This window comes from Undibacterium sp. Ji83W, assembly GCF_049340385.1.
GTDB lineage: Bacteria > Pseudomonadota > Gammaproteobacteria > Burkholderiales > Burkholderiaceae_D > Undibacterium.
In genome coordinates this window covers 11,874-28,522 of the sequence record NZ_JBMPOZ010000010.1, presented here as the reverse complement: position 1 = coordinate 28,522, position 16,649 = coordinate 11,874, and the positions used below count along the sequence as shown (strand labels likewise).

Annotated in this window: 12 protein-coding genes; all 12 read left to right on the top strand. The window is 51.8% G+C overall.

What is annotated here, in order from left to right; genetic code table 11:
* The first annotated feature begins 138 nt into the window (after positions 1-138).
* The 12 genes from ACO0LD_RS17060 to murC all read left to right on the top strand — a co-directional run bounded on the left by ACO0LD_RS17060 (position 139) and on the right by murC (position 16,635).
* Positions 139-3,306: an EAL domain-containing protein gene (locus tag ACO0LD_RS17060; RefSeq protein WP_423008894.1), complete on the top strand. Its 3,168-nt coding sequence runs from the start codon at positions 139-141 to the stop codon at positions 3,304-3,306.
* 537 nt (positions 3,307-3,843) lie between these two features.
* Positions 3,844-4,272 carry a division/cell wall cluster transcriptional repressor MraZ gene (gene mraZ / locus ACO0LD_RS17055; RefSeq protein ID WP_162039857.1) on the top strand — a complete coding sequence of 143 codons (429 nt, stop codon included), beginning with the start codon at positions 3,844-3,846 and terminating at the stop codon, positions 4,270-4,272.
* A 9-nt stretch (positions 4,273-4,281) separates the two neighbouring features.
* Positions 4,282-5,241 carry a 16S rRNA (cytosine(1402)-N(4))-methyltransferase RsmH gene (rsmH, locus tag ACO0LD_RS17050; RefSeq protein ID WP_423008892.1) on the top strand — a complete coding sequence of 320 codons (960 nt, stop codon included), beginning with the start codon at positions 4,282-4,284 and terminating at the stop codon, positions 5,239-5,241.
* Positions 5,238-5,513 carry a cell division protein FtsL gene (gene ftsL / locus ACO0LD_RS17045; RefSeq protein ID WP_423008890.1) on the top strand — a complete coding sequence of 92 codons (276 nt, stop codon included), beginning with the start codon at positions 5,238-5,240 and terminating at the stop codon, positions 5,511-5,513. The genes rsmH and ftsL overlap by 4 nt, the downstream gene beginning before the upstream one ends.
* Positions 5,510-7,273, top strand: a complete 1,764-nt coding sequence (locus ACO0LD_RS17040) for a peptidoglycan D,D-transpeptidase FtsI family protein (protein WP_423008888.1) — start codon at positions 5,510-5,512, stop codon at positions 7,271-7,273. The genes ftsL and ACO0LD_RS17040 overlap by 4 nt, the downstream gene beginning before the upstream one ends.
* On the top strand, positions 7,273-8,799 hold the full coding sequence (locus ACO0LD_RS17035; protein WP_423008886.1) for a UDP-N-acetylmuramoyl-L-alanyl-D-glutamate--2,6-diaminopimelate ligase: 1,527 nt from the start codon (positions 7,273-7,275) through the stop codon (positions 8,797-8,799). The genes ACO0LD_RS17040 and ACO0LD_RS17035 overlap by 1 nt, the downstream gene beginning before the upstream one ends.
* The gene (locus tag ACO0LD_RS17030) at positions 8,799-10,220 is read left to right on the top strand and encodes a UDP-N-acetylmuramoyl-tripeptide--D-alanyl-D-alanine ligase (protein WP_423008884.1); all 1,422 of its coding nucleotides are present in this window, start codon (positions 8,799-8,801) and stop codon (positions 10,218-10,220) included. The genes ACO0LD_RS17035 and ACO0LD_RS17030 overlap by 1 nt, the downstream gene beginning before the upstream one ends.
* 1 nt (position 10,221) lies before the next feature.
* Entirely contained in the window at positions 10,222-11,391 is a 1,170-nt protein-coding gene (gene mraY / locus ACO0LD_RS17025; RefSeq protein ID WP_423008882.1) for a phospho-N-acetylmuramoyl-pentapeptide-transferase, read from the top strand.
* Between the two features lie 51 nt (positions 11,392-11,442).
* Complete coding sequence (murD, locus tag ACO0LD_RS17020; RefSeq protein ID WP_423008880.1) at positions 11,443-12,948, top strand: UDP-N-acetylmuramoyl-L-alanine--D-glutamate ligase; 1,506 nt, start codon at positions 11,443-11,445, stop codon at positions 12,946-12,948.
* Positions 12,948-14,165 (top strand): putative lipid II flippase FtsW, encoded by a 1,218-nt coding sequence (ftsW, locus tag ACO0LD_RS17015; RefSeq protein ID WP_423008878.1) that lies wholly within the window; start codon positions 12,948-12,950, stop codon positions 14,163-14,165. Before murD ends, ftsW begins: the two co-directional genes overlap by 1 nt.
* Positions 14,162-15,253, top strand: coding sequence for an undecaprenyldiphospho-muramoylpentapeptide beta-N-acetylglucosaminyltransferase (murG, locus tag ACO0LD_RS17010; protein ID WP_423008876.1), 1,092 nt, complete (start codon positions 14,162-14,164; stop codon positions 15,251-15,253). The genes ftsW and murG overlap by 4 nt, the downstream gene beginning before the upstream one ends.
* Positions 15,250-16,635, top strand: a complete 1,386-nt coding sequence (gene murC, locus ACO0LD_RS17005) for a UDP-N-acetylmuramate--L-alanine ligase (RefSeq protein WP_423008874.1) — start codon at positions 15,250-15,252, stop codon at positions 16,633-16,635. Before murG ends, murC begins: the two co-directional genes overlap by 4 nt.
* The last annotated feature ends 14 nt before the right edge of the window (positions 16,636-16,649 follow it).

The window sequence follows — 16,649 nt, the reverse complement described above, 5'->3', positions numbered from 1 at the left end:
TCGTAATATGCCGCAGTCTGCCCCAGATTGTCGCCATCAAGCATCATTCCTTGCAAGCAAGTCCTTGTTCTGAAAATACCAGTGGTACACTGGTGCAATAAGTTCTACTGACGCTGTATCTACAAAATTGCAAAACGCATGGAGACTGGCGGTCTAAAGAAAGAGCGCGATGTGCCTATACTGGCATTCGCTATTTGCATCTGCCTGATTGCAGTCGCGATCATAGGGCAGAGCTGGTGGTCTATAGCCCAAGATAAAACGCTGACCATCAATGCTGCACAGGAACATAATTTCCTGGCAGTACGCATGCTTGAAGAGCATGTCAGCGAAGTCATGCGTGGTGTGGTGCGTGTCACTACGGTGGCAAGTGAAGAAGTCCTCTCGGAAACCAAAATATCGATTGCTGATGCCGGGCAGTTGCAGCAAATCCTCGCCATGCAAAGGCAGGAATCTGAACCCATACATGCGCTTTCCGTATTCGACTCACAGGGTAAATGGCTGGCGTCCAGCCAGGTAAATATATCTGCGCCTGACAAGGTCGAAGAGCTGCGCCATATAAAATTTTTACTTGAACATCCTGAAGATACCAGGGTAGTGCTGGGTGACGCTTATCAATTGAGCGAGACCGGTCAGTGGATTTTGCCGGTACTTAAAAATTTTTTTGATAAAAATGGTCAACGCGCTGGTTTGATACAGGCTGATATCCAGCTTCGCTATCTCTATGAATTCTATGAACGTATTGCCCTTGGCAGCGGTGCCAGCATCGTCTTGTATGATGAATCTGGTAGAAAATTGGCTGCGGCTGGCCTGAAGGAGCGTGATTATTCCAAGGCTGTGGTGAATAACGTCATCCGCAATAAGGCGCCGGAAGGCGCGCTAAGGGATGAAGATGAAGAAGGCAAGGCCTGGTTGATCAGTTATCGCAAAATCAGTGATTTTCCTTTAATCCTGGTCTATGCACGCGAGAGCAACGTCATATTGACAGACTGGAATGCCAGGGTCACACAAAAGATCATGGTGACAGCGGCAACGGCGGGCTTCATATTTTTACTGGCATTGATGTTGTTATGGCAAATTCGCCATTTACGTGACTCCAGGAACCGCCTGGAAGCCAGCGAGAGCCGTTACCGGCTCATTTATCAGGGCGCGCAAGATGCCATCCTGCTCATCAGCCGCGACTATATCTATGTTGATTGCAACCCGGCCGCCGTTGCCTTCTTTGGTGTCAATAGCCAGGAAGAAGTGATAGGACGCAAGGTAGGCAGTTTTTCACCCAGTATACAGTCCGTGACCGGTTATGCCTCCCAGGACAAGGATGTGCTGGTAGCTACCCTGATAGACCAGGCCTTTAAAGGGCAGCCACAGCGTTTTGAATGGGTGACGGTCAGGAATGACCAGATACAGCACACAGAAATTTCCTTGAGCCGGGTTGAAGTTGATGGTGAAATGCTCTTGTTTTGTGTGGAGCGTGATATCAATGCGCGCAAATATAGCGAATTACTGATCGCCGGACAAAACCGCCTGCTGAAACTTATCGGTGGTGAAGAAGAGCTGACTTCCATACTGGAAGCCATCAGCCAGTTTGTTGAAAAACTGTGCCCTCATTGGCGTTGTGGCATACAGCTGCTGGCCGATGACAGGCGTAGCTTTGCCCATGCTACCGGTAGTCGCTTCCCCGAAGTCTTGCTGGCCCAGATACCTGGCATGACAGTAACCCACGGTAGCGGCATCTGGTCTGAAACCGCACTGACCATGGAGCCTGTCTGGTTGCGTGAGTTTTTACAGGCACCTGCCATGCAATTCGTGAATGGGGTGGAAACCCTGGTTGAATTTTCTTCTTGCTCAGCCTGGCCCATCTTTGGCAAGAACGGCCAGTTACTCGGCAGCTTCAGCCTGTTTTCATACAGCCGTGAACCGCTCAGCGAAAAAGACCTGGGCCTGGTCAGGATCACGGTCGATATTGCCGGCATTGCCATAGAAGGTCGCCGCTCCGAAAAGAAAATCATGCAGCTCGCCCATTATGATGAGCTGACGGGTCTGCCTAACCGCTTTCTGTATAACCAGCATCTGGCGCGTTCACTGGCCATTGCAGAGCGTAACCGCAGCCAGTTGGCGGTGCTATTCCTTGACCTGGATCGGTTTAAAAACATCAATGACACTTTTGGTCATGACGAGGGCGACAATGTCTTGCGCACTATTGCACTCAGTTTCCGGCAATGCCTGCGCGAATCCGACATCATTGCCAGGATAGGCGGTGACGAATTCATCCTCCTGATAGACCAGTTCAGCGAGGCGCGTGACCTTGGTGATGTTGCTGACAAGCTCTTGTATGCTGCTGCCCAGCCTTTTGAGATAGATGGGCAAGAATGCCAACTCAGCGCCAGCATAGGGATAGCCACCTTCCCGGCTGATGGCAGGGATGCCCAGACCCTGTTGAAAAATGCCGACATTGCCATGTACAAGGCAAAAAACAAGGGCAAGGATAATTACCAGTTCTATGCCTCTGAAATGAATACCCATACCGTCGAGAGGCTGGCCTTTGAAGCACGCTTGCGCAAGGCACTGGAGCGACGCGAGTTCGTCGTCCATTACCAGCCCAAGCTGGATGTCAAAACCGAACGCATCGTCGGTGCCGAGGCGCTGGTACGCTGGAACCATCCTGAGCGTGGGGTATTGTCACCGGTGGAATTCATCTCCCTGGCAGAAGAGGCGGGCCTGATCGCTCGCCTGGGTATGCTGGTACTCGACATTGCCTGTCGCGACATCTTGAGTTTCCGTAATGTTGACAAGGATTTTGGCCGGGTGGCAATCAATCTGTCTGGCGCACAGTTCAACGATGCGCACATGCTGGAAGAGGTCAAGAGCGTCGTCGATTTCTGGCGCGTGCCTGCCAATTCCATCGAGTTTGAGATTACCGAAAGCATGGTCATGCATAACCGTGAGCAAGCCATTTTGCTCATGGATGGTCTCAAGGAAGCTGGTTTTACACTCTCAATAGATGATTTTGGTACAGGCTATTCCTCGCTGGCTTACTTGAAGCGCTTCCCTGTTGATAGCGTCAAGGTAGACCGTTCCTTCATTAAAGACATCCCGGAAGACCCGAATGACACCGCCATCGTGCTGGCCATAGTCGCCATGGCACATACCCTGGGCATCAAGGTGATTGCCGAAGGCGTGGATTCAGCCATACAGCTGGAAACCTTGCGTGAATGCAAATGTGATGAGTTCCAGGGTTTCTATTTCAGCAAGGCTGTTCCGGACAAGGAATTTTTGCAATTATTACAGCGTCAAAGAAGGGAAACTTAATAGCTGTATATCGTAACGCTGCCAGCCTGGCATGCAGCGCTGAATTAGCTCACTAATTCACCTGCTTTTGGCGTGAAAACCTGCCCGTGCAGGCCAGTTTTCAGCGATAATCTGCCCCCGTGTCCATCCTCCTCAGTAAATCAACGTTTATAAATTGTCACTTCAGCGGCTAAAAAGCGGCGATCTCCTCTTTCTTGCAGGCATTTTCCTTAAGTCTTCCATCCCAAAACGCAACAGTCCGGGATAAACACATGGTTATATGTAAGGCGCTACTTTCACTATCCAGTGTAAGTACCTAATTTATCAGGATAAATTGTCTGAGGTTTGCTGAGCGTCACCTCAAGTGTTGGCGCTAAGTCATTGACTTCATTAGAAATTTTCCCAAATTACTCCTCAAATACGCTTGACCGAGTTCAAGTCATCCTCTAAAGTGGGCAATAGTGTGAAAAAGTGTAATTTTGTGGCATAGAATTTCCAATTTCGCTTACATTCCATGCTTGGACAGACATACAGATTTTCAGGAAGAAGGTAGATAGCGTGTTTCAGGGGGCATCCTCACTCAATCTCGATGCAAAAGGCAGGATGTCCATCCCTGCCCGGCACCGTGACGCGCTCAATGTGCAGTGCGAAGGCCGGATTACCCTGACCCGTCACCCTGACGGTTGCCTCTTGCTTTTTCCACGCCCTACCTGGGAATCCCACCGTGAACAAATCGCCGCCTGGCCAATTCAGGCGCGCGACTGGAAGCGTATTTTTCTAGGCAATGCCTTTGACGTCGACATGGATGGTGCTGGCCGCATCTTGGTTGCACCTGAGTTGCGCAGTGCCGTAGGCATGCAGCGTGATGTCATGCTGCTCGGCATGGGCAGCCATTTTGAGATTTGGGATGCTGCCAAGCTGGCAGAAAACGAAGCGAAAGCCATAGCTGGCGGCGCTCCTGATGTATTAAACAATTTTTCTTTCTGATCGCAGGCAATGAGTATTCAGCAAGCGGCAGATTTTACGCACCAGACTGTGCTGTTGCATGAGGCTGTAGACGCCCTCGGCATCGCAGACCAGCGTGCCAGCGGGATTTATGTAGACGGCACCTTTGGCCGTGGCGGACATAGCCGCCTGATCTTGTCGCAACTGGGCAGCAATGGCCGCCTGATTGCTTTTGACAAAGATACCCAGGCGATTGCCAGTGCAGCAGAAATAAAAGACCCGCGTTTTCATATCGTACATGACAGTTTTGCAGCCATCGGTGAGGCCTTGCCTGACTGTGGTGTAGTCAAGGTCGATGGCATCTTGATGGATTTGGGTATTTCATCCCCGCAAGTGGATGATGCCAGCCGGGGTTTCAGTTTCAGATCAGATGGTCCGCTGGACATGCGTATGGATACCACGCGTGGCATTTCGGCTGCCGAATGGCTGGCGACTGCCGAAGAAGAACAAATTACGGAGGTTATAAAAAATTATGGGGAAGAACGGTTTGCTTTTCAGATTGCAAAGGCGATTGTTGCTCGCAGGAAGACAGACGCCATTCGTGGAACACGACAGCTCGCAGAAATCGTCGCACACGCCGTCAAAACTCGCGAGAAGGGTAAAGACCCGGCAACTCGCACCTTTCAGGCTATACGGATTTTCATCAATCAGGAGCTTGAAGATCTCGAAATAGGTTTGGCTGCGGCGTATGAAGCATTGGCCCCGTATGGGCGCATGTCGGTGATCAGTTTTCATTCACTCGAAGACCGCATCGTGAAGCAGTTCTTTGCTTCCAAGGTCAAGGTGGAGCAGCCTGACCGCCGTCTACCGATACGCCATATCGATTTGCCGAAACCGCAAATGCGCTTGCTGAACCGCATCAAGCCTACCGAGGCTGAGGTGAGTGCCAATCCGCGTTCGCGTTCGGCAATTTTGCGGGTGGCGGAACGTTTGCCTGAGGTGGGTGCATGAGTACCCGCTGGAACATTATCCTGGCAGCGGCATTGATCGCCTGTGCCCTGTCATTGATTAATGCGCAGTATCAGGCACGTCGCCTGTTTATAGAGCTGGAGCGTGAACAAAGTTTAAGCAAGCAATATGAATTGCAATGGACGCAACTGAAACTCGATCAGTCCACTTTTGGCAAGCATGCACGCATAGAAGCAACGGCGGCGCGAGAGTTGAATATGGTGGCAGTCACACCTGACCGTACTCAGTACCTGAAAGCGGTGGAGACAAAATGAGCAGATCAGCAAGTACATCCCGTACCGCCGCTGCACGCGGCGTCGCCTTTTCTTCCAGCCCTGTGCTGGACGTGAAGCTGCCTGCCTGGCGTTCGCGTTTTGTGCTGTTTTTATTGTTTGCAGCGTTTATCGCGCTGATTGCCAAAGCCCTGTATCTGCAAGGGTTTACCAATGATTTCTTGAAGCAGCAAGGTGCCAATCGTTACGCCCGTACGCTGGAGTTGCCAGCCACCCGTGGCAAGATCACTGACCGTAACGGCCAGGTACTGGCATCGTCAGTACCAGTAAAAGCCATCTGGGCTATCCCGGATGATGTACTGGAAGCACCAAAAGAAAAAATACAACAACTGGCCAAATTGCTGGATATGACAGAAGCAGAATTGCGCAAGAAGCTTGATTCTGACCGTCAGTTCGTCTATCTGAAACGCCAGGTCGAGCCTGCCATCTCTGACAAGGTCGTGGCACTGAACATCGCCGGGATAGAAACCCGCAAAGAATACAAGCGCTTTTATCCAGAAGGGGAAGTCATGGCCCATGTGGTCGGCTTCACCAATGTAGAAGACGTAGGACAAGAAGGTATAGAGCTGGCATCGGAAAAAAACCTGGCGGGCAAGACCGGGAGTCGCCGTGTCATCAAGGACAGACTGGGCCATATTGTTGAAGATATACAAGCCGTGCGCGAACCGCATGATGGCAAGGATCTGACACTGTCGATCGACAGCAAGATTCAATACATTGCGTTTACGCATTTGAAAGAAGCACTGGAAAAACACAAGGCCAAGGCCGGTGGTGCCGTGGTACTGGATGTGCAAACCGGTGAAGTGCTGGCGCTGGTGAACTTGCCTACCTATAACCCGAATGACAGGTCGGTGCTGACTGGTGCGCAATTGCGCAACCGTGTCATGACCGATACCTTTGAGCCTGGTTCCACCATGAAACCAGTGACAGTAGCCCTGGCACTGGAAACTGGCCGCGTCACACCTGATACCGTTTTCCAGACTGCGCCTGGCGTCATGGCCATAGGTCCGAACCTGATACATGATGCCCACAAACAAGGCTCACTGACAGTCGCGCAAGTCATACAAAAATCATCGAATATCGGCACGGTGAAAATGGCCTTGCAGATGCACCCGCAAGAGATGTGGGAAATGTTCACTACCCTGGGTTTTGGCCAGCAACCCAAATTCGGTTTCCCCGGTGCCGTTGCCGGGCGTTTGCGCAATTACAAGAACTGGCGTCCCATTGAGCAGGCGACCATGAGCTATGGTCATGGCATCTCGGTATCGCTGATACAGATGGCGCGCGCTTATATGATTTTTGCCAGAAATGGTGACATGATTCCGCTGACTTTTCAAAAATCAGCGGAAATGCCACAAGGTTCACGTGTGATCTCTGAAAAGACCTCGAAACAAGTGCGCATGATGTTGGAAACTGTGACAGAGCCGGGCGGCACTGCCCCTCAGGCGCGTATCGCTGGTTACCGTGTAGCTGGTAAAACAGGCACTGCTCATAAACTTGAGGGTGGCCGTTACGTGAATAAATATCTGCTTGATTTCGTTGGTTTCGCTCCCGTTTCCAATCCACGTGTGATTGTAGCGGTGATGGTGGATGAACCAACTGCTGGGGGACACTTTGCAGGCCCGGTCGCAGCACCGGTGTTTGCAGCAATTATGGCGAATGTCTTGCGCTCACTGAATGTGCAGCCAGACTCTTCCGTCACCAGCATTATTCCTGAAGAAGGCGTACAGGAAAGCATGTAATGACACAGAAAAATACAATGATAATAGCAACGCTGGACTGGCTGAAGCTGCATGCGCCGAATGCGCAATTGAGCTCAGATTCCCGCTCCATACAAACAGGGGATGTCTTCTTCGCCTTGCGCACCCACATTACTGATGGCCGTGCGCACATAGCCCATGCAATTGCCAATGGTGCAGTTGCAGTGGTGTATGAGGCTGATAATTTTGTGTGGGATGAAGCACTAAATATCCCTCATCTGGCTGTAGATAATTTGCAGGATGTAGTTGGTCGTGTAGCCCATGCCTGGTATGGTCAGCCTGACGATGGCTGGTTCAATGTCGCCGTCACCGGCACCAATGGCAAGACTTCTTGCTCACAGTGGATAGCCAGGGCCTTGTCACTGAGCGGCACACCTGCTGCGGTGATCGGCACGCTGGGCATAGGCCAGTACCGCAATGGCATGCTGGGGCAACTGGCAGAGACTGGTTACACCACGCCAGACGCCATAGGTTTGCAGCAAAAGCTGGCAGACTTGCAGCGCGATGGCGCGCAGGCACTTGCGATAGAGGCTTCTTCCATAGGTTTGCATCAAGGTCGTCTTAATGGCTTGCATTTTGATGTCGCTGTACTGACCAATCTGACGCGTGATCACCTGGATTATCACGGTGATATGCAGGGCTATGCTGCGGCGAAAACCAGACTGTTTGAATGGCAGGGTTTGGGTACTGCTGTCATCAATCTGGATGATGCCTATGGCCTGGAATTGGTAAAGCATTTGCAAGCCAGTCAGCCAGCTACAAAACTGCTGGGCTATAGCCTGGAAAAAGACTTGGTGTCAGGCATAGATGCACTGGTCGCCAGCAATCTGAAAACCAGCTACGCAGGCACCAGCTTCCATCTTGAGTGTCCATTTGGCGCGGCGCAAGTAAAGACCCAGCTCATAGGCAAGTTCAATGTCAGCAATATCCTGGCGGTACTCGCTGTCTTGCTGAGCAAGGGCATCGCCCTGAACAAGGCGGTGGGCATCATAGAAAAACTGACGCCTGTTCCTGGTCGCATGCAATTGCTGGGTACTGCCGGTCATGTCATGGTCGTCATTGATTATGCGCACACACCAGATGCGCTGGAAAAAACCATCGAAGCCTTGCAGCAAGTTGCGCAAGAAAGAACGGGGGCTTTGTGGTGCGTGTTTGGTTGTGGTGGTGACCGTGATCCGGGCAAGCGTCCACAAATGGGCAAGATTGCTGAACTGGCGCAGCATGTTGTCGTCACCAGCGATAATCCGCGCAGTGAAAATCCTACGCAGATCATTCAAGACATCCTGAAAGGCATGACAAGCACGCCGCAAGTCATCGAAGACCGCGCCAATGCAATCCTGTATGCGATCAAGCATGCTGATCATCATGACGTGGTTTTGCTGGCAGGCAAAGGACATGAAACCTATCAGGATATCAATGGAAAAAAATGGCCATTCTCTGATGAAGAGCATGCCGCCCTCTCACTCGCTACCGTGGCAACCAGCGGTAATATGAAGAGGGGGAGCTGATGGAGTTTACTCTTCAGGAATTGCAGGCCGCCTTGCCAGCGGCGAAGTTGACAGGTGATGCCGGTGTTATTACCCGTATCACTGGCCTGACTACTGACAGCCGCAAAGTTGGTGCTGGCGATCTGTTCGTCGCCTTGCGTGGTGAAAATTTTGATGCGCATGACTTTTTGCCGCAAGTAGCGGCTGCCGGCGCGGCAGCAGTGATCGCTGAACACCTGCCAGCAGACTTCAGTCTGCCAGCCTTGCAGGTAGCAGACAGCAAACTGGCGCTGGTAAAAGTGGGCCGCTTCTGGCGTCAAAAATTTGAACTGCCTGTCATTGGTGTGACTGGCAGTAATGGCAAGACCACCGTCAAGGAAATGATTTCTTCGATATTGGCCGCAGCCTTTGGTACAGATGGCCGCCTGGCGACTGCAGGTAATTTGAATAATGAAATCGGTGTGCCTCTGACCATCATGCAATTACATGCAGGACACAAGGCAGCCGTCATAGAAATGGGCATGAACCATCCTGGTGAAATCGCCTTGCTGGCATCTGCCGCTATGCCTACCGTGGCACTGGTCAACAATGCCCAGCGCGAACATCAGGAATTCATGCAAAGCGTGGAAGCAGTAGCGCGCGAAAACGGCGTGGCAATACAGTGCCTGCCAGATGATGGTGTGGCTGTATTTCCTGCCAATGATACTTACACAGGCTTATGGCAATCCTTTGCGTCTGAACGTGGCCAGCGTAAAACCCTGACCTTTGGTTTGACAGCCGATGCAGATGTGCATGCCACTTACCTGCCTAGTGTGTTTGGCAGTGACCTGCAAATCAACATGGCTGGCCAGGTCTTGTCAGTACGCTTGAATGCAGCAGGCCAGCACAATGTCTTGAATGCACTTGCCGCTGCAGCTTGCTGCCATGCGACAGGTGTCAGCAAAGAAGCCATCGTTGCGGGTCTGGAAAATTTCGCACCCGTGAATGGTCGCCTGCAACGCAAGCAAGCACAAAGTGGCGCGACGGTGATTGATGACAGTTATAACGCCAATCCCGATTCAGTACGTGCCGCGATAGATGTACTGGCACAAATTGGTGGTGACACTGCGCTGGTGCTTGGAGACATGGGTGAAGTTGGTGAAAACGGCGCGCAATTCCATCATGAAATTGGTGAGTATGCGCAGCAGCGTGGCATCAAAAAATTGTTCTTGCTGGGCGAGCTGGTTACCCATGCTGCGCAAGCTTATGGTGTCGGCGCGCAGCACTTCGCCAGCCTGGAAAACCTGTGCCAGAACCTGGATGCGCAAACTGCGGCTGACACGATAGTGTTGGTCAAAGGCTCACGCTTCATGAAAATGGAAAGAGTCGTTGCCCATTTGCTGGCAGGTGAGGTAAATGCAGAAAAAAATAGATTACAACAAAAAATAATAGGGAATCACTAGTATGTTGCTCTGGTTGGCTGAAATGTTAAAGCAGGATATAGGCTGGCTGCGCGTATTCGGGTTTATTACCTTCCGCGCAGTGTTTGCCACGATGACGGCCATCTCCATCGGTATTTTTGCTGGTCCAGCCGTCATACGCATGCTGACCAGGCTCAAGGTAGGCCAGGCTGTGCGCAGCTATGGTATGGAAACACATCTTGTCAAATCAGGTACACCAACCATGGGGGGTGTACTGGTCTTGATTTCGATTGGCATCTCCACTTTGTTGTGGGGCGATTTGAGTAACCGTTTTATCTGGGTGGTGATGATAGTCACTCTGGGATATGGCGCAGTCGGCTGGGTCGATGATTATCGCAAGGTGGTTCATAAAGACCCTGAAGGCATGCGTTCCAGGGAAAAATATTTCTGGCAGTCGCTGATCGGTTTGATCGCTGCTTTTTATCTGGCGTTCTCAGTATCCGCACCAAGTAATTCCAAAGTGCTGGAATTGTTTATCGCCTGGGTACAGTCCGGTTTCAATATGGATTTGCCGCCCAAAGCAGATTTGATCGTGCCTTTCTTTAAGACTGTCAGCTATCCCCTCGGTGTCTGGGGTTTTATTGCGTTAACCTACTGCGTCATTGTTGGTACCAGCAATGCGGTGAATTTTACTGATGGTCTGGATGGCCTGGCCATCATGCCTACCATCATGGTTGGTTCTGCCCTGGGCCTGTTTGCTTATCTGACCGGTAATGTAGGCTACTCCAAGTACCTGCTGATACCGCATATACCTGGCGCTGGTGAGTTATTGATTTTCTGTGGTGCGATGGCGGGCGCTGGCCTGGCTTTCCTTTGGTTCAATGCCCATCCTGCGCAAGTATTCATGGGTGACGTAGGTGCGCTGGCACTGGGTGGTGCGCTAGGTACGGTGGCTGTCATTGTCAGGCAAGAAATTGTGCTGTTTATCATGGGCGGTATTTTTGTGGCCGAGACATTGTCAGTCATGCTGCAAGTCAGTTACTTCAAATACACCAAGAGAAAATATGGCGAAGGCCGCCGCCTGCTGTTGATGGCACCTCTGCATCACCATTTTGAGAAAAAAGGCTGGAAAGAAACCCAGGTTGTCGTGCGTTTCTGGATCATCACCATGTTGCTGGTGCTGATAGGTTTGTCTTCCCTGAAGTTGCGTTAAAAAAGTGAATAAGTAGTTTGATGTTTGTTTTGTTGGATAGAAATAGCAGATATGGATTTTTCGGGTAAACATGTACTGGTTCTGGGCTTGGGTGAAACCGGGCTGGCGATGGCGCAATGGCTGCTGCGCGCCGGTGCGCGCCTGCGTGTTGCCGACACTCGTGAAGCACCGGACAGATTGCCACAATTGCAGGCCCTGTCAGATCAGCTTGAGTTTATTGGTGGTGCTTTCAGCCCGGCATTACTCGATGATATCGAGTTGATGACAGTCAGCCCCGGCTTGTCACCTCTGCGTGAATTGCAGGAACTGTTACCAGTAGCTGCTGAAAAAGATATCCCGGTCTGGGGCGAGATAGAGTTGTTTGCCCAGGCACTACAGGTATTGAAAACCGAGCGCGAATACCAGCCGAAAGTCATCGCCATCACTGGCACGAACGGTAAGACCACGGTCACCAGCCTGGTTGGTTTGCTGGTAGAGCGCGCCGGTTTGACAGTCAAGGTCGCAGGCAATATCAGTCCAGCTGTACTTGATGTGCTGCGTGAATGTCTGGATCAAGACAGCCTGCCGCAAGTCTGGGTGCTGGAATTGTCCAGCTTCCAGTTGCACACTACACATAGTCTGCAAGCGGATGTGGCAACGGTCTTGAATATCACCCAGGATCATCTGGACTGGCATGGCAGTCTGCAAGCTTATTGCACTGACAAGGCAAAGATTTTTGGTGATCAGACTTTGCAAGTCTTGAACCGTGATGATGCACTCGTCATGTCCATGGCAAAACCGCTTGGTAATGCTATCAGCTTTGGTATCGATGCACCCAAACATCTGGCTGATCTGGGTTTGCTGAATGAGCATGGCATGGGCTGGCTGGCGGTGGCAAATCCGGCAGAAGATGCACCAGTCGTGACAAATAGCCGCCGCAAGAAAAAAGAAGTGGAAGAAATGCCGGTCATCATCAGTCGTCTGATGCCGACCGATGCACTGCAAATCCGTGGTCAGCACAATGCTGCAAATGCCCTGGCTGCTCTGGCTTTGTGCCGTGGCATAGGTTTGTCATTTGCGCCTTTACTGCATGGTTTGCGTGATTATAAAGGTGAGCCGCACAGGGTAGAGCAGGTTGCCAATATAGCGGGTGTTGATTATATCGACGACAGCAAAGGCACAAATGTCGGTGCTACGGTCGCTGCTTTGAAGGGTTTGGGTCAGCAATCTGACGCATTGCACAAGCGGATTATTTTGATTGCCGGTGGCGAAGGCAAGGGACAGGATTTTTCTCCGCTGGCTGATCCGGTAGAACGTTATACCAAAGCCGTCATCCTGATAGGCAAAGCCAAAGAGGAATTGCAGCAGGCATTGGCAGTGACTGGTGTATCTGTGCACGATGTGGCGACGCTGGAAATGGCAGTGCAGGCTGCGGCTGAACTGGCTGCAGATGGCGACATCGTTTTGCTGTCACCGGCTTGTGCCAGCCTGGACATGTTCCGCAATTATGCGCATCGCGCCCAGGTGTTTGTAGATGCCGTGCGCGAAATCGCACTGGCACGCGGGGAGGTTTGCTGATGCGTCAGCTCTTGCTCCCATTGCAAAGGTGGTCTCCGTTTGGCGCAGCACCAGCGAGTACTAACCTGGTCAGCCGGTCCAAGATGATGGACTATGACCAGCCTTTGGTGTGGGTGACAATTATCCTGATGCTGTTCGGCATGGTCATGGTGTATTCGGCTTCTATCTCTTTGCCGGATTCACCCAAGTATGCCAATTACAAGAATTCGCATTTCCTCATGCGCCAGGCGATCTTCGTCGTGGTGGCCTTGATCGCCAGTGCTTTGGTATTCCGCGTCCCGATTGCGACCTGGCAAAAATATGCACCCTATTTATTTGTTGCAACCCTGGTGTTGCTGGCGGCTGTATTGATACCCGGCCTGGGCAAGGGTGTTAATGGTGCCAAGCGCTGGTTGTCTTTCAAGGTGTTGAATTTGCAGCCATCCGAATTGATGAAGTTGTTCATGGTCTTGTATGCGGCTGACTATACCGTGCGCAAGCAAGAATACATGCACAAACTGACCAAGGGTTTTGTGCCCATGCTGGCGGCGGTTGGCATCGTGGGTTTGCTGTTATTGCTGGAACCTGACCTGGGTGCTTTTGGTGTCATCGTTTGTATTGCCATGGGCATCCTGTTTTTGGGCGGTATCAATGGCGTCTGGTTTGGCGGTATTGCCGCAACCCTGATTGGCATCTTTACTTCAGTGATTTTGCTGTCGCCGTGGCGGCGTGAGCGCATTTTTGCCTACCTTAGCCCGTTTGAAGAAGATCATGCCTTGGGCAAGGCCTACCAGCTGACGCATTCACTGATCGCCTTTGGCCGTGGCGAATTATTTGGTGTTGGGCTGGGTGCCAGCGTACAAAAACTGCATTACCTGCCAGAAGCGCATACAGATTTTTTGCTGGCTGTCATCGGAGAAGAGCTGGGCTTCGTTGGTGTCATGGTGGTCGTGCTTTTATTTTACTGGTTGCTGAAACGTGCTTTTGAAATCGGCAGGCAAGCGATAGCGCTGGATCAAACTTTTGCCGGTTTGCTGGCCAAGGGCATAGGTATCTGGATAGGTGTGCAGGCGTTTATTAATATGGGGGTTAACCTGGGCTTGTTGCCTACCAAGGGTTTGACCCTGCCTTTGATGAGTTACGGTGGTTCTGGTGTCATGATTAATTGTGTGGGTCTGGCGATTTTGTTGCGTGTCGATTATGAAAACCGCGTATTGATGCGTGGAGGCCGCGCATGAGCCAGGTCATACAAAAAATGCCGAAAAAATTGCTGATCATGGCAGCGGGCACGGGTGGGCATATCTTCCCTGGCCTGGCGATAGCCGACATCATGCGCGAACGCGGCTGGCAAGTCAGCTGGCTGGGTACGCAGATAGGCATGGAAGGGCAGATCGTCCCCAGGCACAATATCGCCATGGACAATATTGATTTCTCTGGCTTGCGTGGCAAGGGTTTATCGCATACGGTCAGCGGGGCTTTCAAGCTGGTCAAGAGTTTCTTTAGCTGCTTTAACATCATCGGTCGTCGCCAGCCAGATGTGGTCCTGGGCATGGGTGGTTATGTGACCGTGCCAGGTGGCATCATGGCTGCCTTGCGTGGTAAACCGGTAGTCCTGATGAATGCTGACGCTGCCTTGCTGTTGTCGAACAAGGCCTTGCGTCCTTTCGCCAGTAAATTGCTGTTTGGCCTGCCATCGGCAACGGTGACTGCGGATAACAAAACTACTGTCATCGGCAACCCGATACGCAAAGAAATTTGTGAATTGCCCGCGCCAGCAGCACGTTATGCAAATCGCACAGGCCCTTTGCGCATACTGGTGGTTGGCGGCAGCCTGGGTGCCAAAGTATTGAATGATGCAGTACCTCAGGCAGTGGCCTTGTTGCCAGAAAGCCAGCGTCCGCTGATTACGCATCAGTCTGGCAAACAGCATATAGAAGCCTTGCGCCAGAGTTATGCGCAGGCCGGCGTGCAGGCTGAAGTGCTGGATTTTATTGACGACATGCCGCGTCGTTATGCCGAGGCTGATCTGGTGATTTGCCGTGCCGGTGCGATTACCGTGTCGGAACTGACTGCTGCCGGTGTGGCCAGCATACTCGTGCCTTTCATGGCGTCGAGCACTTCACACCAAAAAGAAAACGCCATCTGGATGGCAGGGCAAACAGCCGCCATCCATTTGCCACAAACTGAATTAAGCCCAGCCTTGCTGGCAGAGAAATTAAAAGTACTGGACAGAGCGCAATGCCTGGCGATGGCAGAAACAGCCTATGCCCTGGGGCAGCGCGAAGCCAGTGCCAACATCGCCCATATTCTGGAAGCATTAGCATGAAACACAAAGTCAAACACATCCATTTTGTAGGCATAGGCGGCTCAGGTATGAGCGGCATTGCCGAAGTCTTGCTGAACCTGGGTTACACCATTTCAGGTTCTGATCTCGGTAGCAATGCTGCTTCAAAACGTCTGGCGCAACTGGGCGCCAATGTCGTGCAAGGTCATGCCGCTGAAAATATTGCGGGTGCAGATGCCGTCGTGACATCAACTGCGGTAAAGGGCGATAACCCTGAAGTCATCGCTGCCCGCGCCAAACATATTCCCATCGTGCCACGCGCAATGATGCTGGCAGAACTCATGCGTTTGAAAAGCGGCATCGCGATTGCTGGCACGCACGGCAAGACCACGACGACCAGTCTGGTCGCCAGCGTCCTGGCGCAAGGTGGTCTGGACCCGACTTTCGTCATCGGCGGTTTGCTCAATAGCGCTGGTGCCAATGCCAAACTGGGTAGTGGCGATTTCATCGTGGCAGAAGCCGATGAGTCAGATGCTTCTTTCCTCAATCTCTTGCCGGTCATCGAAGTCATCACCAATATCGATGCCGACCATATGGAAACTTATGGCCATGACTTCGCCCGCCTGAAGCAGGCTTTCATCGAATTTACCCAGCGCCTGCCATTCTACGGGGTTGCAGTCTTGTGCCTGGATGATGCAAATGTGCGTGAAATCATGCCTTTTGTTTCCAAACCCATCGTCACTTATGGCTTTCATGAAGATGCCGATGTACGCGCCGTTGATGCAACCGCTGCCAATGGCAAGATGCATTTCACTGTGGTGCAAGATGGCTATGAGAATATGCAGGTCAGTTTGAATCAGCCTGGCATGCACAATGTACAAAATGCCTGCGCCGCGATTGCGATTGCGCGTGAAGTCGGTGTCAGCGATGAGGCAACTCAAAAAGCACTGAGCGAATTCAATGGTGTAGGTCGCCGCTTCACCCGTTATGGCGAAATCGCTCTGGCAAATGGCGGCACTTTCGCCCTGGTCGATGACTACGGTCATCACCCTGTGGAAATGGCGGCTACTCTGGCAGCAGCACGTGGCGCTTATCCTGGCCGCAGGCTGGTACTGGCTTTCCAGCCGCATCGCTATACCCGCACCCGTGATTTGTTTGAAGATTTCGTGCGAGTGATTTCTGATGCAGATGCAGTTGTTCTGGCGGAAGTTTATGCCGCAGGTGAAGCACCGATACTGGCGGCAGATGGCCGTTCCCTGTCCCGCGCCTTGCGCGTCATGGGCAAGGTAGAACCGGTATTTGTAGAAGATATTCTGGAAATGCCGGACAGCATAGTGCGGATATTGAAAGACGGCGATGTAGTCATCGTCATGGGCGCAGGTTCCATCAATGCTGTGCCGGCAAAACTGGCGCAGTCAGTGTAAATGTAGAAAACAAG